The 25561-nt window shown below is 35.3% G+C and carries 22 protein-coding genes; 17 read left to right on the top strand and 5 right to left on the bottom strand.

All coding sequences use genetic code 11. The features are described from left to right. The first annotated feature begins 178 nt into the window (after window positions 1–178). The 6 genes from JCM15579_RS12280 to JCM15579_RS12305 all read left to right on the top strand — a co-directional run bounded on the left by JCM15579_RS12280 (window position 179) and on the right by JCM15579_RS12305 (window position 8062). Window positions 179–1612 (top strand): ADP-dependent glucokinase/phosphofructokinase, encoded by a 1434-nt coding sequence (locus JCM15579_RS12280; RefSeq protein ID WP_054720535.1) that lies wholly within the window; start codon window positions 179–181, stop codon window positions 1610–1612. A 933-nt stretch (window positions 1613–2545) separates the two neighbouring features. Then, window positions 2546–2833, top strand: coding sequence for a citrate lyase acyl carrier protein (gene citD, locus JCM15579_RS12285; protein WP_054720536.1), 288 nt, complete (start codon window positions 2546–2548; stop codon window positions 2831–2833). Continuing rightward, window positions 2833–3732: an HpcH/HpaI aldolase/citrate lyase family protein gene (locus JCM15579_RS12290; RefSeq protein ID WP_054720538.1), complete on the top strand. Its 900-nt coding sequence runs from the start codon at window positions 2833–2835 to the stop codon at window positions 3730–3732. The genes citD and JCM15579_RS12290 overlap by 1 nt, the downstream gene beginning before the upstream one ends. Before the next feature lie 43 nt (window positions 3733–3775). Continuing rightward, the gene (gene citF, locus JCM15579_RS12295) at window positions 3776–5335 is read left to right on the top strand and encodes a citrate lyase subunit alpha (protein WP_054720540.1); all 1560 of its coding nucleotides are present in this window, start codon (window positions 3776–3778) and stop codon (window positions 5333–5335) included. An 88-nt stretch (window positions 5336–5423) separates the two neighbouring features. Then, window positions 5424–6815 carry a triphosphoribosyl-dephospho-CoA synthase gene (locus tag JCM15579_RS12300; RefSeq protein ID WP_054720542.1) on the top strand — a complete coding sequence of 464 codons (1392 nt, stop codon included), beginning with the start codon at window positions 5424–5426 and terminating at the stop codon, window positions 6813–6815. 173 nt (window positions 6816–6988) lie between these two features. Further along, a complete protein-coding gene (locus JCM15579_RS12305) occupies window positions 6989–8062 on the top strand; it encodes a [citrate (pro-3S)-lyase] ligase (protein ID WP_054720544.1) in 1074 nt (357 codons plus the stop codon). A gap of 153 nt (window positions 8063–8215) precedes the next feature. On the opposite strand, the gene JCM15579_RS12310 is transcribed toward JCM15579_RS12305, so the two are convergent. From JCM15579_RS12310 to JCM15579_RS12325, 5 genes are all read right to left on the bottom strand, one after another. Next, window positions 8216–8527, bottom strand: a complete 312-nt coding sequence (locus JCM15579_RS12310; RefSeq protein WP_054720547.1) for a PQ-loop repeat-containing protein — start codon at window positions 8525–8527, stop codon at window positions 8216–8218. Window positions 8528–8623: 96 nt separating this feature from the next. Next, window positions 8624–9988 carry a fused response regulator/phosphatase gene (locus tag JCM15579_RS12315; RefSeq protein ID WP_054720549.1) on the bottom strand — a complete coding sequence of 455 codons (1365 nt, stop codon included), beginning with the start codon at window positions 9986–9988 and terminating at the stop codon, window positions 8624–8626. Further along, window positions 9901–10185, bottom strand: coding sequence for a response regulator (locus JCM15579_RS22325; RefSeq protein ID WP_083464660.1), 285 nt, complete (start codon window positions 10183–10185; stop codon window positions 9901–9903). The genes JCM15579_RS12315 and JCM15579_RS22325 overlap by 88 nt, the downstream gene beginning before the upstream one ends. Before the next feature lie 9 nt (window positions 10186–10194). Beyond that, window positions 10195–10542, bottom strand: a complete 348-nt coding sequence (locus tag JCM15579_RS12320; RefSeq protein ID WP_054720551.1) for an STAS domain-containing protein — start codon at window positions 10540–10542, stop codon at window positions 10195–10197. A gap of 15 nt (window positions 10543–10557) precedes the next feature. Next, on the bottom strand, window positions 10558–11013 hold the full coding sequence (locus JCM15579_RS12325; RefSeq protein ID WP_054720553.1) for an Hpt domain-containing protein: 456 nt from the start codon (window positions 11011–11013) through the stop codon (window positions 10558–10560). A gap of 290 nt (window positions 11014–11303) precedes the next feature. On the opposite strand from JCM15579_RS12325, the gene JCM15579_RS12330 reads away from it, so the two are divergent. The 11 genes from JCM15579_RS12330 (at window position 11304) to JCM15579_RS12380 (ending at window position 25517) form a co-directional block, all read left to right on the top strand. Beyond that, window positions 11304–13058, top strand: a complete 1755-nt coding sequence (locus JCM15579_RS12330; protein WP_054720555.1) for a tetratricopeptide repeat protein — start codon at window positions 11304–11306, stop codon at window positions 13056–13058. A 146-nt stretch (window positions 13059–13204) separates the two neighbouring features. After that, window positions 13205–14308, top strand: a complete 1104-nt coding sequence (gcvT, locus tag JCM15579_RS12335; protein ID WP_054720557.1) for a glycine cleavage system aminomethyltransferase GcvT — start codon at window positions 13205–13207, stop codon at window positions 14306–14308. Window positions 14309–14735: 427 nt separating this feature from the next. Then, window positions 14736–15812, top strand: coding sequence for a 3-phosphoserine/phosphohydroxythreonine transaminase (serC, locus tag JCM15579_RS12340; protein ID WP_054720559.1), 1077 nt, complete (start codon window positions 14736–14738; stop codon window positions 15810–15812). Between the two features lie 145 nt (window positions 15813–15957). Further along, window positions 15958–16878, top strand: a complete 921-nt coding sequence (locus JCM15579_RS12345; RefSeq protein WP_054720561.1) for a 3-phosphoglycerate dehydrogenase — start codon at window positions 15958–15960, stop codon at window positions 16876–16878. Window positions 16879–16994: 116 nt separating this feature from the next. Then, window positions 16995–18245 carry a DUF1015 domain-containing protein gene (locus JCM15579_RS12350; protein WP_054720563.1) on the top strand — a complete coding sequence of 417 codons (1251 nt, stop codon included), beginning with the start codon at window positions 16995–16997 and terminating at the stop codon, window positions 18243–18245. A 227-nt stretch (window positions 18246–18472) separates the two neighbouring features. Further along, complete coding sequence (locus JCM15579_RS12355; protein WP_172677427.1) at window positions 18473–20860, top strand: ABC transporter permease; 2388 nt, start codon at window positions 18473–18475, stop codon at window positions 20858–20860. A 183-nt stretch (window positions 20861–21043) separates the two neighbouring features. Further along, a complete protein-coding gene (locus JCM15579_RS12360; protein ID WP_054720567.1) occupies window positions 21044–21652 on the top strand; it encodes a TetR/AcrR family transcriptional regulator in 609 nt (202 codons plus the stop codon). Between the two features lie 4 nt (window positions 21653–21656). Then, window positions 21657–22958, top strand: coding sequence for a TolC family protein (locus tag JCM15579_RS12365; RefSeq protein WP_054720569.1), 1302 nt, complete (start codon window positions 21657–21659; stop codon window positions 22956–22958). A gap of 11 nt (window positions 22959–22969) precedes the next feature. Continuing rightward, a complete protein-coding gene (locus tag JCM15579_RS12370) occupies window positions 22970–23845 on the top strand; it encodes an HlyD family secretion protein (protein WP_172677428.1) in 876 nt (291 codons plus the stop codon). 6 nt (window positions 23846–23851) lie between these two features. After that, the gene (locus JCM15579_RS12375; protein ID WP_054720573.1) at window positions 23852–24778 is read left to right on the top strand and encodes an ABC transporter ATP-binding protein; all 927 of its coding nucleotides are present in this window, start codon (window positions 23852–23854) and stop codon (window positions 24776–24778) included. Then, entirely contained in the window at window positions 24771–25517 is a 747-nt protein-coding gene (locus tag JCM15579_RS12380; protein ID WP_083464661.1) for an ABC transporter ATP-binding protein, read from the top strand. Before JCM15579_RS12375 ends, JCM15579_RS12380 begins: the two co-directional genes overlap by 8 nt. The last annotated feature ends 44 nt before the right edge of the window (window positions 25518–25561 follow it).

The raw sequence follows: 25561 nt of genomic DNA on the forward strand, positions 1-25561 counted from the left end.
TTCAGTTATGGCCTTCGCAAGTAAATTGCGAGGGCTTTTTTTTATGTGATTAATGCAAACCGTTGCGGTAAAAAATTGAACGAAAATCACTTCGAGATTAAATTTTTGATCAATAATTACATTAATTTGCTTGTTAAACTTGTGATTAAAACTGAATAATTAAAATAAAACATCTCAAATGTCAAAAAGTGAATTAAAAGCTGTCTGGCTTAAGAATTATAGTACAGCACCTGAGCAATTAGAGAAAATGGGAGAGATTAAAGGTTTAATAAGTGCCTTTAATGCAAATGTTGATGCTGTAATTAAGGTAAGTGGAAAAGATGTAGAGAAGTTGGTTGAAAACAATAAGCTTGACACAAATTTAATTATATCTGAAGAAGAGAGGGCAATTAGAAAAAATGAAGATGCAATACGAGGTATTCTTCACTGTTTTAAAGGTGGTATTGCTGAGGAATGGTTAATTGAAGATGTTGAAGTGTTTTATTGGTTGAATAAGAATGTTGGGTACGATAAAATGCAAATGGGAGGCCAAGGAGGAATCGTTGCAAATGCAATGGCCGTATGCGGTGTGCAAAATGTTTATGTACATTGTGCATCTTCTCCTAAAGAGCAATCTCAATTGTTTTTGGATTTGCCAAACTTATTAACAACTGATGAGAATGGAGAGCTGCAACAAGCATCTAATGTAGATCGCAAAGATGATAATGCATTAATTCACTGGATTATCGAATTTGACAAGGGAGATACTTTAACCATTGGAGGAGAAACTTACACTTGCCCTAAAGCAAATCGCTTTATTGCTACTTACGACCCTTTGAATTTTAAGCTGCATATTGATGATAACTTTAATATAAGAATGGCGAAGGATGATGTAAATCCAGAGTATATCATTTTATCTGGTTATCAAATGTTGCATGAAACTTTAGCTGATGGAACTAAAGGTGCTGACCGAATTGAGCTATCGAAAAAGATGATTGCTGAATGGAGAAAATCATGTCCGGATAATCTTCTTCATCTCGAGGTTGCATCAACTCAGGATAAAGTGGTAAGAAAACATTTAATTGATAGTCTTGTTCAGGATGTTGATAGTCTCGGATTTAATGAGCGAGAATTAATTGATATTCTTGAAGTTATTGGAGAAGAAGAATTGGCACAAGAGTGTGATCAGAATACCGATGCATCAAATCTATTTAAAGGGATGTTAAAAGTATATGATTATACCAAGTGTCCGAGAATGCAGTTGCATATGTTTGGTTTGTATGTAACTCTTCAGCGAAAAGGATTTAAGGTAACTCCATTACAAAACAGAAATGGAATGCAGTTAGCAGCAACGGTTGCGGCAGCTAAAGCTGGAACTGGTGCAATTAATAGTAAAGATGTTTTAATGTGGGCCAAAGATCATAAAGTATCGGATGTTGGTTTGAACGAACTTGAAGGGCTAAGCAATACGGTTAATGGTATTTTTGGTGAAAATGAAATGTTGGTTTCAGGTATTTATTCCAATGAAGAAATTGAAGTAATTGCTGTTCCAACAATTTTAATTGAAAAACCTGTTACCCTGGTAGGAATGGGTGATACCATTTCATCGGTATCATTGGTTGGCGCTGTTTAAATAAAAACATAATTGTCAATGAAGAGGAGTTTTTGGGATTATACCTAATTGCTCCTTTTTTTTGGAAATAAAAATAGCCCATGTTGTGGTACAGGGCTATTTTCGCTTCATTCGAAACTGTTTGTGTGGAACAGTTCATGCTAACTCTAACTTTACTAAACTAATCTATAATAAGTCAATTTATTCTTTAACAATGCGAAATTAGGTTGAGTCCCTTAATTTTTAGCTTAATTGTCGATTAATGATGAGGTAAAAGAATTAATCATCTATTAAATTTTAAGAATTGGATGAGAAATAAGCAGTGCAATTTTTTTTATGAAAATGTTAGAGCTGTAATGTTAACAGAAATATTTCTTTAATAGACACTTAAAAACTGATAGTGAATTTTTAGAGTTAAAGAATAAATAAAAATAAAAAAGACAATGAATAATTTTTCAGAAAACGTTTGCGTAAATAGAAAAAATACACTTATATTGTGGCGTATTTAAAAAGTAAGCACAATTACCATTTGTAACTTTACTAATCACACAATTGATTTTCTTGTTGTTAAACAAGTAAAATCTAACCACTAACTAATCGCTAACAATTGAAGCTTCGCATTTGCGAGGCCTTTATTGTTTCATATGTGGTGTAATATTTCTGTTTAAAATGATATCTAATATGTATATGTAAAGGATAAATACTGATTTTTTATATTTAATTGCAAAAATACTTACCAGCTTAATTATGAGAATAGTAAGAAATGTAAATACTTACAAAAATAGTCTGTTAATAACAGGCTGATATGCAATCGTTTCCTAGGGGTGTTTTATAACAGTACGTAATTAACTACAAAAATCTTTAAAAGTGCTTTGATTTCTATAGAAAGACATTAAAATTTGCAAAATCAATTATTAAAATTCTTACGGAATAATTAAACTAATATCATTAACAATGACACCTAAGTTTAAAGCGCAAGCCGGAACTTTCGAATCAAGCGATATCATGGTCTTGATCGAACCTGTATCAGAGGAAACCGGTCGCCAAATTGATATCTCATCTACTGTGATGTTGCAGTTCGAAGAAGATATCAAAAATACAATTAATCAGGTTTTGGATGATTTGGACATCCAGAATGTACACTTGATTGCAAAAGATAAGGGAGCTCTTACGCCAACAATTAAGGCTAGAGTTGAAGCTGCTGTTAAACGTTCTTTAGGTATTCAGGAGGGTACAATGTAATGGCTAGAAAGAAAAGAAGATCAATGTTGTACATTCCGGGAAATAATCCTGCAATGATTCAACAAGCCGGAGTTTACGGTTGTGATGCTGTATTGTTAGATTTGGAAGATGCTGTGGCATTGAACCAAAAAGATGCAGCAAGAATCTTGGTTCGTAACATGTTACAAAGCGTTGAATTTTACGATACAGAAGTTTGTGTACGTGTAAATAATATGCATACTCCATTTGGATTGGCAGACTTGGAAGAAATTGTGCCTTTGCAGCCTGATAATATCAGATTTCCAAAAACGGAGTCTGTTCAGGATGTGAAAGATTTCATGAAAGAGGTTCGTAGAATCGAGAAGGAACATGGAATTAAGAAGCCAACCATGACGATTCATGTAATGATCGAAACAGCTAAAGGTGTTGCAAATGTATACGAAATTGCAGGTGCAGATCCACGAATTGATGCAATTACAATTGGTGGTCAGGATTTAACTGCAGATATGGGTATCGTAAAAACTCCTGATGGAGTAGGTATTGATTATGCTCGTAAGCGCATTGTAATGGCAGGTAAAGCACACGGTTTAGATGTTCTTGATACCGTATTTGCTGACATTAACGATGAGGAAGGTCTTCGTGAAGAAACCGAGTACATTAAAAAGATTGGTTTTGCTGGAAAAGCATTAATCAATCCTCGTCAGGTAGATGGTGTTCACGAAGTGTTCAACCCAACCGAAAATGAGGTAAGAAAGGCTTACCGTGTTTATTCAGAATTTATTCGAAATAAAAATGCTGGTATTGGTGTGTTTGCAATTGACGGCAAAATGGTTGATGCTCCTGTAGTTCAGAGAGCAATTACCGTTCTGGAATATGCCAATATCGATTTAAAAGAAATCGAAGAGTCGGTTGCAAGTTAACAGTTATTCCTGTTTACAAAATTGATACTAATAAAGAAACAAAATGAAGAACGCATTAGGAATTGAAATTCCTGAATATATAGAAGGTCTTGGTGAGTTGAAACCTTTCCAGGGCGTATGGGAAAGCATTATTGGTGATGAGATTCCATCAACTAATATTGTTCGAACATTAAAGGCAAAGAAAGCTCACACTTCAAAATTGTGTAGCAATTTAAAAGAAGCAATTAAAAAATGTAAGCCTTTCGATGGAATGACTGTTACATTTCATCACCACCTTCGAGGAGGAGATGGAGTTTTGATGCAAACCATCGAAATTTTAGATGAAATGGGAATCAAGGATATTACTTTGGCTTCTTCTTCATTAACATCTGCGCACGATGGATTGGTTCCATATGTTGAGAATGGTATGATTACCAGGATTTTCTCTTCAGGTATTCGTGGTCGTTTGGGTGAAATTATCTCGATGGGTAAATTAAAACATCCTGCGATTATTCACTCTCATGGTGGTCGTGTTAGAGATATTTTGACTGGACGTATTAAGCCAGATTTATCTGTTTTGGCTGCTTCTGCCGCTGATGAGGAAGGTAATGCTACCGGAGCTCATGGACCATCTGCTTTTGGTTCTATGGGATATGCTGATATTGATGCTCGTTACTCTAAAAATGTGATTATTGTAACAGATAATCTTGTAGATTATCCATGTGTTCCTGGTTCAATTCGTCAACATTTTGTTGACTACGTTGTAAAGGTTGACAGCATTGGAGATGCTACCAAGATTGCATCAGGTACTACTCGTATTACTAAATCTCCTATGGATTTACGTATTGCTCGTATTGCAGCAACAGTGATTGAGCATTCGGGTTTGTTCAAAGATGGTATGTCGTTCCAGGTTGGAGCGGGAGGTGCTTCTTTAGCTGTAGCTAAATTCCTTCGCGAGGATATGAAACGCAAAGACATCAAAGGTAGCTTCATGATTGGTGGTGTTACGTCTTACGGTGTTGACATGCTAAACGAAGGATTGTTTCAGGCAATTTTTGATGTACAGTCTTTTGATGCAGCAGTAAGTACTTCTGTATTGAATAATCCACAGCATATCGAAATTACATGTGATCAATATGCGAACCCTAACAACTGTGGTGCAATGACTAACAAATTGGATGTAGTTGTTCTAGGCGCTTTGGAAGTGGATGTTGATTTTAATGTAAATGTAATTACTGGTTCATCTGGTGAGATTCGTGGTGCTTCTGGAGGTCACTCTGATACTGCTTCAGGTGCAAACTTAAGTGTGATTGTTTGTCCTTCTTTCCGTGGTCGTTTGCCAATTGTGAAAGATCGTGTTCATACAATTGTTACTCCAGGTGAAAGTGTTGATGTAATTGTTACAGAACGCGGAGTATGTGTAAATCCTTCTAGACCAAATCTTGCAGCTGCATTAAAGAAAGCAGGTGTAAAGGTTGTTGATATTAAGGATTTGAAGAAAGAAGTGGATGCTATGACTGGTATTCCAGCGGAAAAACAATTGGGTGATAAAATTGTTGCCTTGGTTGAATATCGTGATGGAACCATTATTGATGTTATTCGCAATGTTGAAAATCTATCTTAACAGATAGTTGATATAAAGAAAAATACACCCTAATTGTAATTTTACTTTTAGGGTGTAATTTTATAAGTCTTTAAAGAGATTTGCAGGAATGAGTGATGTGTTAGGGAAAATATTAAAGGCAAGAGATCAAAGATCTGTTTTGCGAAAAGAAATTTCTGAGTTTAGACAAGCATCTTTAAGCTTGAACCTGAATATTCCAGGGTTTCCAAAGTCTGATGATAAAATTCATTCTTGTTTTCAGCAGGTGTTGTTTGAATTAAAGCGCCATTTGTTATCGCATAGAATCTTTATTGATTCACAAAAAGAACATTGTGCTGTTGATGCGGCTGGTGATTTCTACTTGGTTCCTCTTCTTGTGAATACCTATTCAATCAATGAAATAAAGCAAATCACTGAAAAGTTTGAGGAAACACATTCTTTGGGTCGTCTACTGGATGTGGACATAACCAATCCTGAGGGAGGTCCTGTCTCTTCAGGAAAGGCAAAATTGTGTTACTTCTGTAACGAAAAGCCCGCTTTGGTGTGTATGCGGGAACAGAATCATTCTTACCCTGACATTCGTCAAAAGCTTGATGAAGATATCGATCAGTATCTAAACCAAATAAGAAAGGATAGGGTTTGCAAGGGTCTAGCATCTAGCGCTTTGAAATCTTTATTGCAAGAGGTGGCATTGTCACCCAAACCAGGTTTGGTCGATCGGAATTCGAATGGTTCGCATGATGATATGGACTTTTCTACTTTTATAGATTCGGCTTCGGTTTTATCGGTATATTTTAAGGAGATTGCTGAGTATGGGTTTTCCTATACAAATGACGATTTGAAAGAAGCTCTTCCGGAATTGCGACGAATTGGTTTGTTGATGGAGGAAGATATGTTTCGCGAAACCAATGGGATAAATACGCACAAAGGAGCAATCTTTTTGTTGGGGTTTTCTTTGTTTGTGAGTGCATATCTAATAGCAAAAAGAAGTTTTTCCTATCAAGCTTTTGTTGATTTGATCAAAGATTTAAACGGCAATTTGGTAGAGCGAGAATTGGGCAGAAAATTGTACAATGGAAACCTCACGCATGGTGAAGTTTGTTTCGAGAAATATGGAAATAAGGGACAAGGCATTCGTGGCGAAATACAGGCTGGTTTACCAAGTGTATTTCAGTATGCAATTCCGGTTTTGGAATACCATTTGCAAAATAAGCAGCGCACCGATGATAAAATTCTACACAAATCTTTAACTCATGCCTTGTTGGCTCTGATTGCCAACAACGAAGACAGTAATATTCTGTATCGAAAAGGAGTTGAGGTTTTGGATGGATTAAAGCAGAAAGCCAACGAAGCCTTTTTGAATTTCGAGAATGAAAAATTTAAATTTCTATACAATGATTTGATTCATTACTGTGAAAAGAATCAAATATCTCCGGGAGGTTCGGCTGATTTATTAGCGGTTTCTTATTTTATTTTTACTGCAAATAAACAACATGCATAATTTTGATTTATAACAAAACATCAAGATAAAACAAATAACATATATCATGATTTTGGATTCATCCTATATCTCTGAAACATATCGAAAAAGCATTGATATTTGACAAAATCCAATAATATTGACTGTTGATTTAAAAACTATCACACACCTAACAAAACTAAACTAACGAAAAAATGGGAGTTGAAAATACTGATTACAGAGAAGAGTCTTTGGATCTGAGGAACCCCTTCGATATAAAACTGGTTTCTGAGTTTTTAGAACCTTTGGGATTTGATTTCAATCAGAATGACGTTGATTATACTATGATTTTGTATAATTTAAACGACGAGGTTATTGGAACAGGATCGTATAAGGGGAGAGTTTTAAAGTATGTTGCTGTAGCACCAAAATTTAGAGAAGGAGCTGCTTTTGCACAAATTGTAACTCATCTTATCGATATTGTAATTCAAGAACACAAGCATATTTTTGTATACACAAAACCTAGAAACCTTGAGGTTTTTAAAGGGCTTGGTTTTACTGAGATTGCAACTGCAGAACCATTGTTTTCTGTTTTGGAATTTGGTTACGAAAACATCAAAACTTATCAGGATTATTTGCGTTCCGTAAAAAAGGATGTGAGTGTTGGTAATATTGCAGCAGTTGTTGTGAACTGTAATCCATTTACCAATGGACACAAGTATTTAATCGAGAAAGCATGCAAAGAGAATAGGTTGGTTTATCTTTTCGTTGTTGAGGAAGATAGGTCTTCGTTTACTTTCGATATTAGATGGAGGTTAATAAAAGAAGAATTGGGACATATCGATAATCTTGTAATGGTAAAAGGTGGAAATTATGTGGTTTCAGGTACAATTTTCCCTTGTTACTTCCTAAAGCAAGAAAAGGAATGTGATATTGCAGCAAAGCAAGCTGAGTTGGATGTAATCACTTTCTTGCGCTATATTGTTCCGATTTTGAATATCAACAAGCGTTATGTAGGAACCGAGATGTATTCTCCTGTAACTGCAGCTTATAACGAAGCAATGATTAAGTATCTTCCGTCCAATGGGGTTGATCTATTGGAAATACCAAGAATTACTTGTGGCGGAGAAGATAATTATATCTCAGCATCGAAGGTGAGACAGGCTATAAGAGAAGATAGATTGGAGGATGCTTTGGAATTCCTTCCTGATTCAACAAAGAACTTCCTGCTTTCTGATGAGTCATTAGAAATAAGAACAAAAATTAAAAATACAGTCTCAAGGCATTAAGAACGCTATCTTTGAGAGGTGAAAAATATGGAAGAGTTGTAATGATTGAGTTTTAGAATTCAATTAATTACAGCTCTTTTTTTAAGAAAAGCTGGAAAAGTATAAACGTACTGTAATAGCCACCAAAATAGATTTTTACACTAGTTCGGGTAATTATTTTCTAATTTTTTGGAAGAGTGATGCCAAGCCTGTAGGTTTACTGTTATATGTATATTTGGCATATATCAGGTAAAATAACAGCACCAAGTTGAATAAGTAGTTAAAATAAAGAGGAATATGGTAGTTTTTACTAGCAATATCATCAACTAAAATATAGGTAAGAGTAAACACCTCACCCCAAAACCAGAGCCATAAAAATATCTCACTTAGATCATCCGTTTTCCTGGTTTTAAAAGTGTGTATTACTTGTGGCAATGCACATATGGCAAATAATAAGCTTCCAATCCAACCAATTGCTTCGTTCATTTTTATACCATTTTAGATTTTAATGTTCTTATCGGTATTATCCCTTTTATATTAGGGCAAATGTGCTAAAAAAAACTTGAATTTAATACAGGAAAACTAATTTCTTTGGACTAATAGAAGAGTGCGGTCATCGTCAAATTTAGAAACGTTGTAAGCTTTGGTAAGTTCCTCTTCTATGCTTTGAGGTTGTAGGTCGCTATCCAGTTTAAACTTATTTAATGAATGGAACAAAGCATCATCTCCAATCATTTCATTGTTTTTGTCGTTAATTGCTTCGGTATAGCCATCTGTATAGAATAAAACCTTATCTCCTTTGTTAAAATCATGGACCAGACTCTGGTATTTAGTTGTTTTAATAACGCCTAACAAAGTTCCAACAATGTTTAATTGCGATATGGTATCTTCTGATTTATTGTAGTAATATGGCCTTAAGGCACCAGCTGATGCAACACTGATTTTGTTTTGCTTGGTACAGATTGAAATTACACTTAAGGTGGTAAATACCTCTGTAAGCTGCATGTCTTTAAATATGTACTGATTAATGATATCCAAAAATTTTCCTGGTGATTCTACAAAATCAAATTCCTGGCGATTCAGGAAAAAGTTAATTGTACTTCTGATATAAGCTATATATGCGGGCACGAAGAACCAAGCATCCCATTTTTTCCCCATTACATCGCCTAATACAAAAATCTTACGGTATTCATCCACATTAATGATTTCATAATAATCACCTCCAGGCAATTTGTCGTATGGTTCATGTAATATGCGGATTTGAAAATCATTTAATTGATCTGAAAATTCATTTTCAAACCTGATTGGTGATCTTTTTGCTGCAGTGTTTAACGCATTAAGGTATTTGTTCTTAAGCTCATGTTCTCTTTGAATATTCGAGTTGATTTGATGGACTATTAACTTAGGGTCCAGATTTTTATACAAAAAGGTGCTGATATTTAACTTTAAAAACTGGTCCATCTTTTCAGAATTTTCTGGATCAGTAATAAGCAAACTTAAAGGTACGTGAGCCGATGTGATTTCAATAATTTTTTCAAGAATAGACATTGCCCATGTGGCTGCATCGTCAATAATAATACCCCAATTATTGGCTCCTTGTAGAGCCATGAAAAAATCGGAATCGGTATATACAACCTTAATGTTGGTTTTTACAAGTTTGTGAGGAATTGGAAATGGTCTGGTTCTGTTGGCGCAATATATTATTGTGCCTTTTTCGTAGCTAATGTCCGACTTTTCTTTTCCTGCAATAATTTCCTTTCTGAGGAATGCCTTTTTTAGGTGTGAATTGATTTTTGAAATAAATATCTTTTGCTTGATAGGTTTTGTTATAAAATCATCAGCACCATCATTTAAATTTTTTATCCAGGTTTCTTCTTCGTTGTTGCCAGATAGAAAGATAAAAGGAGTGTGTTTATATTCGGGAGTGTTCCTAAAATGACGTACCAATCATTGCCATCCATAAGAGGCATGTAAAGGTCCGAAATTATTAGATCAAAATGTTCTGTTTTAGCTTTATCAATGGCCTCAATACCATTCTTTGCCAATGTTGTTTTGTAGCTTAAGCCTTTTAATGTATACTCTATAAACTTAAGCACAACAACATCGTCATCTACAACGAGTATATGCGGTGAGGCCTTCGCCATATTGGCTTATTATTCTGCCGAGAAGCTATTTACACAAGCGGTAGGATCCTGCAAAATTTCAAAAATAGAATCCAATTGCATTAATTCAATCAATTCCATTACATCTTTATTGATATTGCAAAGCTTGATTTTGCTTTGATGTTCCTTAGATGTTTTTAGTGCTGAAATAAGAGCTCCAAAACCAGAACTATCGATAAAATTAATGTCTTCAAAATCAACAACAAGCCTGGACTGTGGTTGAGTTAAAACCTCGTTCATCTTATCTTTAGCAATGCTTGCATTTAAAGCATACAAACGATTGGTTTCACAAAGTTTCATTATTGTAACGGAATCAATGTTTTTGGTTTCAATATTCATGGCTAAAAGAATGGTTTAAAGTTTTTTAAGGTTTGATTTAAGTTCGTCAACGGCTAGTGGACATTTTGAAAGAAAACATTCAACCAAATCGGGAATGTGCCTCATTTCAACATCATTAGTCGTTTCGTGCATCACGTTATTCCAATTCTTTTCATCTTCTGGACTTAACTCAATACCATTTTCTTTTTTTATCTGTAACTCAAATTTAAGATTTCCTTTTGAAAAATGCTCTAATTGTTCCAAACAATCTCCAATACTATCCATTCCCATTGTTCGAACCGATGATTTTGCTTTGTGAGCGACAGCTCCTAGTCCTTCCCAGTTTTGTATTTCAAAATAATTAGAAACTTCTTCTGTGAATTCTGGAATCTGCTCGATAAATATTTCGATCATTTCTTCGATAATGCTAATGTCGTTTCCAGACATTTCCTTTAAATAGGATAAATCGGTGAGTTGTTCTCCTTGAGTCATTCTGCAGAATAAAAATAATAATCACAAATTAGCAGGAGTGTTTTAAAAGCCCTGTAAATCTGTATGGTTTTCACTTCATATAATATTGCAATGATACTAATTTATTTTCAAATTACCTATCTGTTTTAGGTTTCAGTAGAGGCATAAAATTCTGTTGTTTAATGTATGTTTTACTAGACATTTCTCTTTTAAGGAAACATTTTATTTTATTATCAGTATTAGTGTAAAGGAAATTTAAATTTAGACCTGTTATCTATCTAGCACGAATCATTAACAAACTACTAATCTATATGAATTGGAAATTTATTATCCTATCTGTTTTTTCACTTACTTTTTATACTTCTGTTCAAGCTCAATATTTCTTAAATGTTAAAAAATCGGAATATCTTGAAGGGGATGAGGAAAGAAAATCTACTTACAAGAAAATTCTGCATGCAGTTGAATTTGGTCAAAAAGGTGAAGGTTTAATTAGTCAAGCTATTCCATTATTGAAAGAGGCATATCGATTGAATTCAAAAAACGCTGAATTGAATTATAATTTAGGTGTTTGTTATTTGATTTCAGGTCCAAGAAATGAGGCTTTACCATATTTAGAATCTGCACAAAAATTAAATGCCGATATAAGCGAAGATATTCACTTTTTACTGGGAATGGCACATCAATATCGGAATGATTTTGATAAGGCGATTGTACAGTTTAAAATCAATATAGAATTGATTCGACAGAATAATTATAAAGACAAACAAGAGTTAATAGAATTAAGCGAAAAGCGAATTGGCGAGTGTAAAAATGGGAAACGACTTTTGAATAGTAAGCCTGATGGGGAAATAGAGTTGATGAAAGATGTGAATTCCGTTTATGATGAGTTCAACCCAGTATGGGCTGAGAAGGTATTCTATTTTAGTTCAAGAAGAGGAAATGAGAAGGACGCTAGATCATTGAAAGACCACAAGTTTTACGAGAAAATTTTTGGTAAAGATGCTTCTGGGGATATAAATGGTATTTCGGTGAATGTGCCGAATAAATCCAATTTTGCATTAATGTCTTTTGATGATGATATTCCGATTATTTACCTTGGTGGAGAAGGAAATGGTGATGTGTATTTTGCCAAATCATTAGAAGATAAATGGGGAAAAGGCAAAGCTTTAAAGTTTATTAACGAGAGTAACTCCAGAGAAAGTTCGGTTTGTTTATGCCGTAATGGCAATGAAATTTATTTTGTAAGTGACAGGAAAGGTGGATTTGGTAACTGTGATATTTATTATTGTTTAAAAGATGAGAATGGGAAATGGTCAAAGCCAGTGAATATTGGAGGGGATATTAATACAGAATTCGATGAAGGTGATGTTTTTGTCACTAAGGATGGCAGAGGCTTGTATTTCAGTTCAAAAGGTCATAGTTCTATTGGAGGTTATGACATTTTTAAGTGCGAGAGAAAAGAATCTGGAGAATGGGGGCGACCTCAAAATATGGGATTTCCAATAAACAGTACCGATAATGATATTACTTATTTTGAAGATGAAACTGGACGATTCTATTTTGCTTCGGAAAGATCAGGTGGAGTAGGAGGTTTTGATATCTATAGGGAAAAGGAAATCATAGAAAAAATTGAAGAGCCAGTCATTCTTGTAAAGCAAGCAAGAATTCAAAAAGTTCCCAATGAGTTGGAGAACGAAAAAATGCTTGTTCCTGTAGCGGCTAAAACAGTAGTTGTTCCAGATATTCCTACAAAGCAGCAGCCTGAGGTTATTGAGGAGATAAAAATGAAAGAGGAACTGGTGCAAGAAGATTTTGTTTATAGAGTTCAAATTGCTGCCTGTAAAAGAGAAATGGGCCCAACAGATTTATTTGAGAGATATAAAGGTGGAGGTGTTATAGAACACCTATATGTTGAAGGTTGGCACAAATATACAATTGGTGGTTTTACAACTTTCGAAGAAGCCGCTAAATATCGCGATGCTTGTGGAGTTCAGGATGCTTTTGTTGTGATTTTTAAAGGAGGTTATCGATTGGGAATTGCAAAGAAAACCGGAGGAGTAAAGTAATTTAAGGATTGGGTCTTTATCTGAGAAAATTTTCTACATTTGCACTAACAATAACGCAAACATAATTCACTAAGTTTTTTCTTAGGCAAATATTTAAGGAATTGATTTTTGTCAATTGCTTGATATTGTCTTAAATACAAAATACAATGAAAAGAACAGCTTTCACTAGTTTTCATGAAGAACTAGGTGCAAGAATGGCACCATTTGCAGGCTATAACATGCCAATAGAATACACAGGAGTTAAAGATGAGCACATTTGTGTTCGCGAAAAACTAGGTGTTTTTGATGTATCTCACATGGGAGAGTTTTGGGTAAAAGGACCAAAAGCTTTCAGTTTTGTTCAAAAGCTTACAACAAATGATGTTGCTGCTTTATCTGATGGAAAAGTACAGTATAGCTGTTTTCCAAATGGAGAAGGTGGTATCGTAGATGATTTGTTGGTATACAGAATTGATGAAGAAACTTATCTATTGGTAGTTAATGCTGCAAATATCGAGAAAGATTGGAACTGGTGTTGTAAGAATGCAGAAGAAATGGGCTTAGAAGTTGGCAAGGAATTGTACAATGCTTCAGATGAAATTTGTCAGCTAGCGATTCAAGGACCATTGGCTCTTAAAGCGATGCAGAAAATTGTAGATGTTCCTGTTGAAGACATGGAATATTACACTTTCAAGAAAGCTACTGTAGCAGGAATTGAAAATGCTATTTTCTCTACAACTGGTTATACAGGTTCTGGAGGATGTGAAATCTACGTAGCAAACGAAGATGGCGAGAAACTTTGGAACGCTGTAATGGAAGCTGGAAAAGAATTCGGTATTCAGCCAATTGGTTTAGCTGCTCGCGATACTTTAAGACTTGAAGTTGGTTTCTGTTTATATGGAAATGATATTGATGACAATCACACTCCAATTGAAGCAGGTTTAGGTTGGATTACCAAATTTGTTGATGGAAACGATTTTATTGATCGTGAATTCTTCGAAAAACAAAAAGAAGAAAAACCTAAGCGTAGATTAAAAGGTTTTGAAATGATTGACAGAGGTATTCCTCGTCATGGATATACGATTGAAGATGCTGAAGGAAACGAAATTGGAGAAGTTACCTCTGGTACAATGGCTCCAATGGTTAACAAAGCAATTGGTATGGGATATGTAAAAGAAGGATTTTACAAAGCAGATACTGAAATCTTCATCCGTGTTCGTAAAAAAGCACTAAAAGCAAAAATTGTTAAAATCCCTTTCTATAAAGGATAATTTTCAATTTCGAGATACTATGAGGCAGATACTTTTAAAAGTATCTGCCTTTTTTGTGAAAATAGAAAGGGAGTTATAACATAAATTCTTACATTTGTGTGTCTCTTTTGAGCATGTGCAGAGGTAAAAATGACAGTTTATGAACTTTCTATGGATGATAAATCTCATGTTGTCCTTTCAGAAAGCATCCAGAATTCGAAATATTACCATCAACTTGACAAAAAGAGAATGAAATCAAAATATTTCTTGTGGGTTAAATTGCTGTTTTTCAGACTGTAAATATTAATCTATATGAAGGGGGTGGAAATGATTATTTTTTTGTTGAAAAACATAGAAATTAAGAACTAAAATCATTTCTAAATAAATTTTTATTTGCAAATTTGCCTCAGGATATGGAATAATACAAAAATTTAAAACGTTTGAAAAAATGAAAGTACACAACTTTTCTGCAGGCCCTTCAATCCTTCCAGATTTTACAGTAGAAAAAACTGCTGAAGCTATCAAAAATTTTGCTGGCACAGGACTTTCTGTTATGGAAGTTTCTCACCGAGGCAAAGAATTCGTAGCAGTAATGGATGAGGCTATTGCTTTGTTTAAAGAATTGTTGAACATCCCAGAGGGATATTCAGTTTTATTTGTAGGAGGTGGTGCATCTACTCAATTTTGCATGGTTCCTTACAACTTGTTAGGCAAAAAAGCTGCTTACCTTAACACAGGTGCATGGGCTAACAAAGCTCAAAAAGAAGCTAAGTTGTTTGGTGAAGTAGTTGAAGTTGCTTCTTCTAAAGATGCAGTTTACAACTTCATTCCAAAAGATTACGAAATTCCTGCTGATGCAGATTATTTCCACATTACTACTAACAATACCATTTACGGTACTGAGATTAAAGAGGATATGGATATAAATGTTCCTTTGGTAGCTGATATGTCTTCAGATATCTTCTCTCGTCCGGTTGATGTATCTAAATATGCATTGATTTATGGTGGTGCTCAAAAGAATCTTGCTCCAGCAGGTGTTACTTTTGTAATTGTTAAAGATGAGATTTTAGGAAAAGTAGATCGTGAGATCCCTACGATGTTGGATTATAGAACTCACATCAAAGGAGAGTCAATGTTCAACACTCCTCCAGTAGTACCTATATTTGCTGCTCTTCAAACTTTGAAGTGGATTAAGGAAATGGGTGGTGTAACTGCTATGCAAAAAATGAACGAAGAAAAAGCTGCTGTTCTTTACAACGAGATCGATCGTAACCCAATGTTTAAAGGTACTGTTGTTAACGAAGAAGATCGTTCATTAATGAACATTTGTTTTGTAATGGCTGATGAGTACAAAGAATTGGAGAAAGAATTCTTCACATTCGCTACTGAAAGAGGTATGTCTGGTATTAAAGGACACCGTTCGGTAGGTGGATTCCGTGCTTCTACTTACAATGCATTGCCAAAAGCAAGTGTACAAGCTTTGGTTGATTGCATGAAAGAATTCGAAGCAATTCACGTAAAATAATTTGAAAAAATTGATGAGCAGGGGAGGAAACTCATCCTGCTTTTCGTCATTCAGATGCATGAGGAACGACTAAAGTAGCTCTAAAGAGTTACTTCGATTTGGCTGGCAATGACATTTTATTTTCTAATTTAAAATTTCAAATAAAATGACTAAAGTATTAATTGCAACCGAAAAGCCTTTTGCTCCTGCCGCCGTTAATGGTATCAGAGAAGTTGTGGAAGGCGCAGGTTACGAGTTGGCTTTGTTGGAATCTTATACTGATAAGGCTGATCTATTGGCTGCAGTAGCTGACGTTGATGCAATGATTATCCGAAGTGATAAAGCTACACGTGAAGTTATTGAAGCTGCTAAAAATCTTAAAGTTATCGTTCGTGCTGGTGCAGGATACGATAATATTGACCTGGAAGCTTGTACTGAAAATGGAGTTGTAGCTATGAATACTCCGGGACAGAATTCAAATGCTGTTGCTGAGTTGGTGTTGGGAATGATGGTATTCTTAGCAAGAAATGGTTACAACGGAAAAGCTGGTGTTGAGCTTAGAGGTAAGAAAATTGGTATCCATGCTTATGGTAACGTTGGTCGTTACGTTGGCGAAATTGCTAAAGGTTTTGGAATGGAAGTATATGCTTTCGATCCTTTTGTAGCTAAAGAAGCAATTGAAGCTGATGGTGTTAAGGTGGTTGAATCTGTAGAAGAATTGTATAGCACTTGTAACTATATTTCTTTGCATATTCCTGCTAACGACAAGACTAAAAAATCAATTAATTACGACTTGTTGAACAAGATGCCAGAAGGGGGAATCTTGGTAAATACTGCTCGTAAAGAAGTAATTGATGAAGAAGGATTAATGAAATTGATGGAAGATCGTAAAGATTTTGCATACATTTCTGATATCGCTCCTGACTGTAAAGATGAAATTGCTGCTAAATTTGAAGGCCGCTTCTTCTTTACTCCTAAGAAGATGGGTGCACAAACTGCTGAAGCAAATATCAATGCAGGTATTGCTGGTGCAAATCAGATTGTGAACTGTATCGAAAAAGGAGATACTACTTATAAAGTAAACTAGATAATATATTGAAGGAAGCAAGGAACTAGAAAAGTTTACCTTGTTTCCTTTTTTATGAAATTGTAAGCAAACGATTTCATCAAGATAATTAACAACGCAACAAAAACATATTAACGATGGCTATAGTAAAACCATTCAGAGGCTTGCGCCCTACACAAGATATTGCTAAAGATTTAGCATGTCTTCCATATGACGTAATGAATTCAGAAGAGGCTGCTCAAATGGCTGAAGGTAAAGAATGTTCTTTACTACACATTACAAGAGCAGAGATCGATTGTCCTGCAGGAACTGATGTTCACTCTGAAGAAGTATATGAAAAATCAGTTTCTAACTTTAACTTGTGGCAAGAAAAAGGTTGGTTGAAGCAAGATGAAGAAGCTAAATTCTACATTTATGCTCAAACAATGGACGGTCGTACTCAGTACGGTATCGTTGCGAATGCTGCATGTGAAGATTATAAAACTGGTGTAATTAAAAAACACGAGTTAACTCGTCCGGATAAAGAGGAAGATCGTATGATTCTTACTCGTTACACTAAGGCGAACTTAGAGCCTGTATTTTTCTCATACAAAGCTGTACCAGAAATCGATGCTATTGTAGAAAATATCGTTAAAAACGAAGAGGCTACGTACGATTTCGTTGCAGAAGATGGCTTCGGTCACCATTTCTGGCCTGTAAACGATCCTGCTACTAACAAAGAGTTGGAAGAGTTGTTCGCAACTAAAGTTCCAGCAACTTACGTAGCGGATGGTCACCACAGAACAGCTGCTGCTGCTCGTATTGGTGATGAGTTTGCTGCTAAGAATCCAAATCACACAGGTGATGAGGAGTACAACTACTTCATGGCAGTTCACTTCCCAGATAACCAATTGAAAATTATTGACTACAACCGTGTAGTTAAGGATTTGAATGGTATGACTGCAGAAGAATTCTTGTCTAAACTAGAAGCTACTTTCGAAGTTGAGTGCATGGGTGAAGAGATCTACAAGCCAGCTAAATTACACGAATTCTCTATGTACTTAGAAGGCAAGTGGTACAAATTGAATGCTAAGGAAGGTACTTACGATGATAAGGATCCTATTGGTGTTCTTGATGTAACGATCTTATCTAACCACGTTCTTGATAATCTTCTTGATATCAAAGATCTTCGTACTACTACACGTGCTGAATTCGTTGGTGGTATCCGTGGGTTAGGCGAGTTGAAGAAGCGTGTTGATAGCGGTGACATGAAAGCTGCTTTCGCATTATACGCAGTATCTATGCAGCAATTGATTGATATTGCTGATACTGGTAACATCATGCCTCCTAAAACAACTTGGTTCGAGCCTAAGCTTCGTTCTGGTTTATTGATTCACAAATTGGACTAATTTGAATCACAACATATTAGAAGAAGGAATGCATTTGCATTCCTTCTTTTTTTGTCCATAATCGAAAATTAAGTGTGCGTAGGCGAACACTTGGCAGATTGAGTGTTGGTAGATATTAGCCAGTAAATGAACATTTTGATTGGAGTGGCATATTGATTGATAAACTAAGGCATAACCTTAATCTACGTGTGATGATTTTGAATTTTTTTAAGGTTGCATTTCGCAACATGAAGAAGTATAAGGGGTATTCCTTTATTAATGTTGTTGGTTTAGCTATTGGACTAGCTTGTGTATTTTTGATTTACTTGTTTGTTCAGGATGAACTAAGTTACGACAAGTTCTACTCTAAATCAGAAGATATTTACCGAGTTGCAACCAGAGCTAAAATGGGCGAAAGAGAATCAGATTATAACTCCATATGTGCTCCTTTTTCACCTGCAGCCAAGGCTGATTTTCCAGAAGTAAAGTATGCGGTTAGAACGGACTTTAGGAATAATGTTCTTTTCACATATGAAGACAAGCAGTTTGTAGAGAATAAATTATTGAGGACAGATTCTACCTTTTTTGAGGTGTTTGATCGACCATTTATTTATGGTGACCCAAAGACTGCATTGCATGGTTCTGGGAATATTGTTATTACAGAAACTACATCGAAAAAATATTTTGGCAATTCCAATCCATTAGGTAAGCTTATTAGAATGGGTGAAAAGACCCTTTACACGGTAACAGGTGTAGTAGAGGATGTGCCTGAAAATTCTCACTTTCATTACAATTTGGTTTGTAATCTGAAATTAAGCGCTGAAGAAGCAGATAATTGGTTTAGTGATCATATGCAAGCCTATTTTTTACTGGAACCAGGAACAGATTACAAAGAACTTGAAGCAAAATTCAGAGATTTTACTTTGAAATATATGGGACCAAGACTTAAGAGTGTACTTGGTATTGATGTTTATGAATGGGAAAAATCAGGAAATGAATTTAAATATTACCTGGAACCTCTTGAAAAGATTTACCTTCATTCTACTACAGATGGTCAAATAGAGCCAATTAGTGATATCAAATACATTTATATCTTCTCGGCAATTGCATTTTTTATATTGCTATTGGCATGTGTAAACTTTTTAAACTTAACTACAGCTCGATCATTTACACGGGCCAATGAAGTTGGTGTTCGAAAGGTATTTGGAAGTAGTAGAGAGATGTTGATGCTGCAGTTTTATGCTGAAACATTGATCATGACTGTCTTTGCAGGAATATTGTCTTATTTTCTAATTGAATTGATGTTGCCATCGTTTAATATGATTGCCAAAAAAAATATTTCCTCTTCATTATTGTGGCAATCAGATTACTTGGTGTTTGTGTTAGGCGTAATAATATTTGTTGTCCTTTTTGCTGGGACATATACCGCACTTTCCTTATCGGGATTTAGAGTGATGAGTGTGTTGAGAGGAGAAGTAAGAAAAGGAAAGACTGGGAAAAGAATTAGAGCTTCGTTGGTGGTGTTCCAATTTACAGTTGCCATTGGAATATTAATTTCTGCATTTGTGATGAAAGAACAGGTTGATTTCATGCAAAATAAAAAGTTGGGATTTGAAAAGGAAAGAATCATGGTGGTAGATCGGGCATATAATTTTGATCCGGAAGAGAAGCAATCCATAAAAGAAATGCTTTTTAAATATTCTGGAGTTGAAAATGTTTCCTTTTCAGGAATGGTTCCTGGTCGTGGGACAAATGGTTGGGGGATGTATAGAGAAGGAGCTAGCAATGAGGATATGATCAATTTCCGTTTGATGCATGTAGATGAAAACTTTGTTGATTTGCTGGATTTAAAAATGAAGGACGGAAGAAAGTTCGATAAAGATAGGTTGGCCGATACTTCTGTTTTTATTGCCAATGAGGCAGCAATACATGCTTTGGGCTATACCGATTGCCCTGTAGGAAGAAATGTATATCGTCCTAACTTCTCAGATACTGGCCGTACACCAATCGAAATAATTGGAGTAGTGAAAAACTTTCATTTTGAATCGATGAGAGATAAGATTCTGCCAATGTTTTTGACTTATACGCCTCAATATCATCAAAGATATATGTTGGTGAAACTGAAGCCCGATAATGTTATGGGAGGCATGAAAATGGTAAAGAAAATTTGGATGAAAATGACAAAAGGTGAACCATTTGAGTATTTCTTTTTAGATGCAGATTTCAATACGCTGTTTAAAGGAGAAGTAAGAGTCGCTAATATTTTAACATCCTTTACCATTTTAGCGTTCATCATTGCCTTACTAGGTTTGTTGGGCTTGGTTTCTTTCGAAATGCAACAACGGGTAAAAGAGATAGGAATTCGTAAAGTACTTGGTAGTACAGAAATGAATTTAATTGTATTGTTGAGTAAGAACTTATGTGTAAGTGTAATTATTGCGAATGTGATTGCTTGGCCATTGAGTTTTTATGCAATGCAAAAGTGGTTGTCAAACTTTGTGTATAGAATAGATTTTCCTTGGTACTATTTCCTAATTGCACTGGTTGTTTCCTTGCTATTGGCAATAGTAACTGTAAGTGGACATTCGGTAAAAGTTGCCAATGCAAATCCTATTAAATCGCTTCGATACGAATAATATGGAACCATAATTGAGAAGGGACTCTGATAGATAGAGTCCCTTTTTTAACCATTTGGTTAAAAAAAGAGAAAAATGTTTTGAACTGAATTTAAATACTCTATATTTGCATTAACTGTTTGGTTAAACCGAATAGTTAATTTTTAAATATGATATTAACCAAATGGTTAAAAAGATATATAGATGAAAGAAAAGTCGGAAGAAACACAAAAGCAGATTTTAGATGCAGCAAAGAAAATATTTGCAGCAAAAGGCCTGACAGGGGCCAGAATGCAGGAAATTGCTGACGAAGCAGGAATCAATAAAGCACTCTTGCATTATTATTATCGAAACAAGGAAAAATTGTTTGAACAGGTTTTTGAAGAAGCAACTATAAAACTATTAGGTCCGGTAGCTTCATTTTTAGCAGATGACTCGGAACTTTTTACAAAAATCAGGAACCTGTGTCACCATTATTATTCAGTATTAATTGAATATCCATTTATTCCCAATTTTGTTTTAAATGAGGCCAGTGTTAATCCTGAGCGCTTCTTTCGTTTAATTCGTTTTGAAGGAGTAATAGAGGCAAAAGAAAAAACAAAACAGCAAGTAGAGCAATGTATAAAAGATGGTATTATCCGGCCGATTGATCCCCGCGAATTAATTTGGAATATTTTGAGCTTATGCATCTTTCCAATCATAAGCCGTCCGGTTGCTGGTAAACTTTTGTATGCTAATGAGAATGTGCAGGAAATATTAGAACAAAGGGCCGATAAGGTTGCCGATTTTGTGATACAGTCTATTAAAAAATAAGATTATGAGTGGAACGCTGATTAGAAATACCTGTATGCTATTGCTGATTTTTGTTAGTGTGGTGCATACAAGCTTCGGACAGGAAGCGGTGCTGAGTTTAGAGCAAATTCAGATGGAAGTGCAAAAAAACTATCCTTTGGTAAAGGGGAAAGAACTTTTGCAGAGGCAAAACGATTTAAATCTTGAGAATATAAGAACGAATTATCTGCCACAACTGTATGCAAACGGTAAAATGAGTTACCAATCTGATGTAACAAGCAGTCCATTATCGGGAACAAATTCATTCGGAGCACCGAAAGATCAATATTCCCTAAATCTGGATGTTGAGCAATTAATTTATAATGGAGGAAGAACAAAAAGTCAAATGAAGCTCAATGAAATTTCTACAGAAATTGATATTCAGAATGTTGAGGTTAAGATGTTTGCATTAAGAGAACGAGTGAATGATGCCTTTTTTAGTATTCTATTGTTGCGACAGAGCAAGTCAATTTTAAAGGAGAAGAAGAAAACAGTTTTGGCTAGTTTGCATCAGGTTTCTTCAGCGGTGAAAAGTGGAATGATGGCTGTAGCCAATCAAAAAGTTCTGGAATCTGAGGTTTTGCTAATAAATCAGCAAATGGAAGAGCTAGATGCCGCAGAAAAATCGGCCTTTGAAAGCTTGGCTGAATTAATGAATCGTGCTTCAGAATTTGATATCCAAAATAATAGTTCTGAGGTGGATAATGTGAAACAACTAATTAAGTATGATGATCTGAACGAAAGGCCAGAATACAAATTGTATTCGGACCAAAGACTTTTGCTGGATGAAAAAATAGAGCTTGAAAAGAAGAACAGAATGCCAATAATTACTGCCTTTGGACAATTTGGGTACGGTCAGCCTGGCTACAACCAGCTTAGCGACGAGTTTGATTCTTATTATATGTTAGGCGCAAGACTTAGCTGGAATATTTTTGATTGGAAAGCAAGTAGACGGAATCAACGCAAATTCAATATTCAAAAAGAAATAATTGATACCCAAGAATCTAGCTTTAAGAAAAATCAACTTGTTGATTTGAAAAAGGAACTCAATAATATTTCAAAATTTGAGATTCTGATTAGTAAGGATGATGCCATTGTGGAATTAAAAGAAGAGGTGGTAAGAAGTTCAGAGTCACAATTGGAAAATGGCATCATCACATCAAGCGATTATTTGGAAGAATTAAATAAAGAAGTGCAGGCGAAATTGAATAGGGAGTATCATCAAATTCAACTAAGCCAGTCCATTGCTGAATACAAAAGAATATTAGGAAAAACAGAAATAAGATAGAAATGAGACAAATGAAATTATATATCGGATTGATGCTTGCCGTGTTGGCGAGTGCTTGTAACAATGGAGATCAGCTATCGGATGCATATGGTAATTTTGAAGCTGTAGATTATACTATTTCTTCAGAGAATTCAGGGAAAATAATGGCTTTGGATCTTAAAGAAGGAGATGTGTTTCAGAAAACGAGTTTGGTTGGATACATTGATACTACACAACTGTATCTGAAAAAAGAGCAACTTAAAGCACAGCGTAAGTCAATAGCAGCTGGAATTCAAAATATCATATCTAGAATTGATGTTTATAAGGAACAGTTGGTTTTATTGCAAAAAGACAAGCAGCGAATTGATAAAATGTTTGCCGACAAGGCCGTTTCGATTAAAGAAGTAGATGATATCAACGGTAACATTCAGGTTGTTGAAAAGCAAATAAAATCGGTGCAAACCGAGAATGCTAAGGTGTTGGGAAGTATTGAAAGTTTGGATAAACAAGTAGAGTCGATTAATGATTTGATTGAGAAGAGTAAAATAATGGTGCCGAAGGCTGCTACAGTACTTGAGAAATATAAGGAACCATTCGAAATGGTAAATACTGGAACTCCACTGTTCAAGTTGGCAGATTTAAGGTCCTTGGATTTGAGAGTTTACATTTCAGGAGATCAGCTTCCCAGCGTAAGAATTGGTCAAAAAGTGAAGGTGATAATTGATAAAAATGCCGAAGAAAATGAAAGCTTGGAAGGGGCAATAACCTGGATATCATCTCAATCAGAATTCACGCCAAAAATTATTCAAACTAAAAAAGAGAGGGTGAAATTGGTTTATGCTTTAAAAGTAAGAGTTGTAAACGATGGCCGACTGAAGATTGGTATGCCCGGAGAAATTAGATTCTAATTGATTATGAATGCAGGTATTAGAATAGAAAACCTATCCAAAAAATACGGAAATGTTCAGGCGCTTAAGAGCATTAATTTGGATATAAATTCGGGAGAACTATTTGGACTGATTGGACCGGATGGCGCGGGGAAAACAACTCTTTTTAGATTGCTTGCAACTCTATTGTTACCAGATGTAGGGAGTGCACAAATGTGCGATATTGACATTGTGGGAGGATACAAACAAATAAGAAACTTACTGGGGTATATGCCTGGGAAATTCTCTTTGTATCAGGATTTAAGTGTAATCGAAAATCTTGAGTTTTTTGCCACGGTATTTGACACGCGAATCGAAGATAATATGGATATGATTCATGATATTTGGGTACAAATAGAACCATTCAAAGATCGCTTGGCAGGCAACCTTTCGGGAGGAATGAAACAGAAACTGGCACTGTGTTGTGCACTAATTCATCAACCCAAGGTGCTTTTGCTGGATGAGCCAACCACTGGAGTTGATGCAGTCTCGAGAAGTGAATTCTGGCAGATGCTAAAGAGTTTAAAATCAAAAGGAATTACCATTGTAGTTGCAACGCCTTATATGGATGAAGCAAACTTGTGTGAAAGAGTCGCCTTGATTAAAGATGGTGAAATTTTGCAAGTGAATACACCACAGGAAATTGTTGGACAGTTCGAGAGAAATTTATATACCATAAAAAGTGAGGACAATTACCAAAGTTTACTCGATTTAAGGGAGTTTGAATTTACAAACTCGGTATTTCTATTCGGTCAAAGCTTGCACTACACCGATGTACGAAAAGAATTTTCATTGGAAGAAGTCAATTCCTATCTCAAACATAAAGGCCGATTACATTTGGAAATAGAGCAAATAAAGCCGGGAATTGAAGATTGTTTTATGGCATTAAGCACAAAAAACGATGGACATGAATAGCGATGTTAAGGTGATAAAGGTTAAAAATCTTTGTAAGAAATTTGGCGATTTTACTGCAAATGACAATTTGTCTTTCGAGGTTTCTAAAGGTGAGATTTTTGGTTTTTTAGGAGCAAATGGTGCGGGTAAAACTACAGCCATTAAAATATTATGCGGATTGTCTTATCCTAGCTCAGGAGAAATTAGCGTTGCTGGTTTTGATGTGTACAAACAACGCGAGCAATTGAAGAGAAACATTGGTTACATGAGCCAAAAATTTTCGCTTTACGAAGACTTAACCGTTTTCGAAAATATCAGATTTTATGGAGGGATTTATGGTTTATCAAAGGAAGTAATTCATAGCAAAGCTGATGATTTGTTGAAGAAATTGGATTTGCAGCATGCACGAAATAAGCGCATCAGTTCATTGCCTCTTGGATGGAAGCAAAAGTTGGCATTTTCAGTTGCTATTTTTCACGATCCCGAAATTGTATTTCTGGATGAACCAACAGGAGGAGTTGATCCTGTTACAAGAAGGCAGTTTTGGGATCTAATTTATGAGGCTTCGCGACAGGGAATTACAATTTTTGTAACTACCCATTATATGGATGAAGCTGAATATTGCGATAGGGTATCGATAATGGTGGATGGAAAAATAGAAGCATTGGACACGCCAGCCAAATTGAAGGAAGATTTTAATGCTGAGGATATGGATCAAGTGTTTTTGGCTTTGGCTCGAAAGGCTATAAACATAGAGTAGATTAAAAACTAGAGGTGATAAAACCGCAAGAAAATTAGTAACAG

It is taken from the genome of Marinifilum fragile JCM 15579 (assembly GCF_001310955.1).
Classification (GTDB): domain Bacteria; phylum Bacteroidota; class Bacteroidia; order Bacteroidales; family Marinifilaceae; genus Marinifilum; species Marinifilum fragile.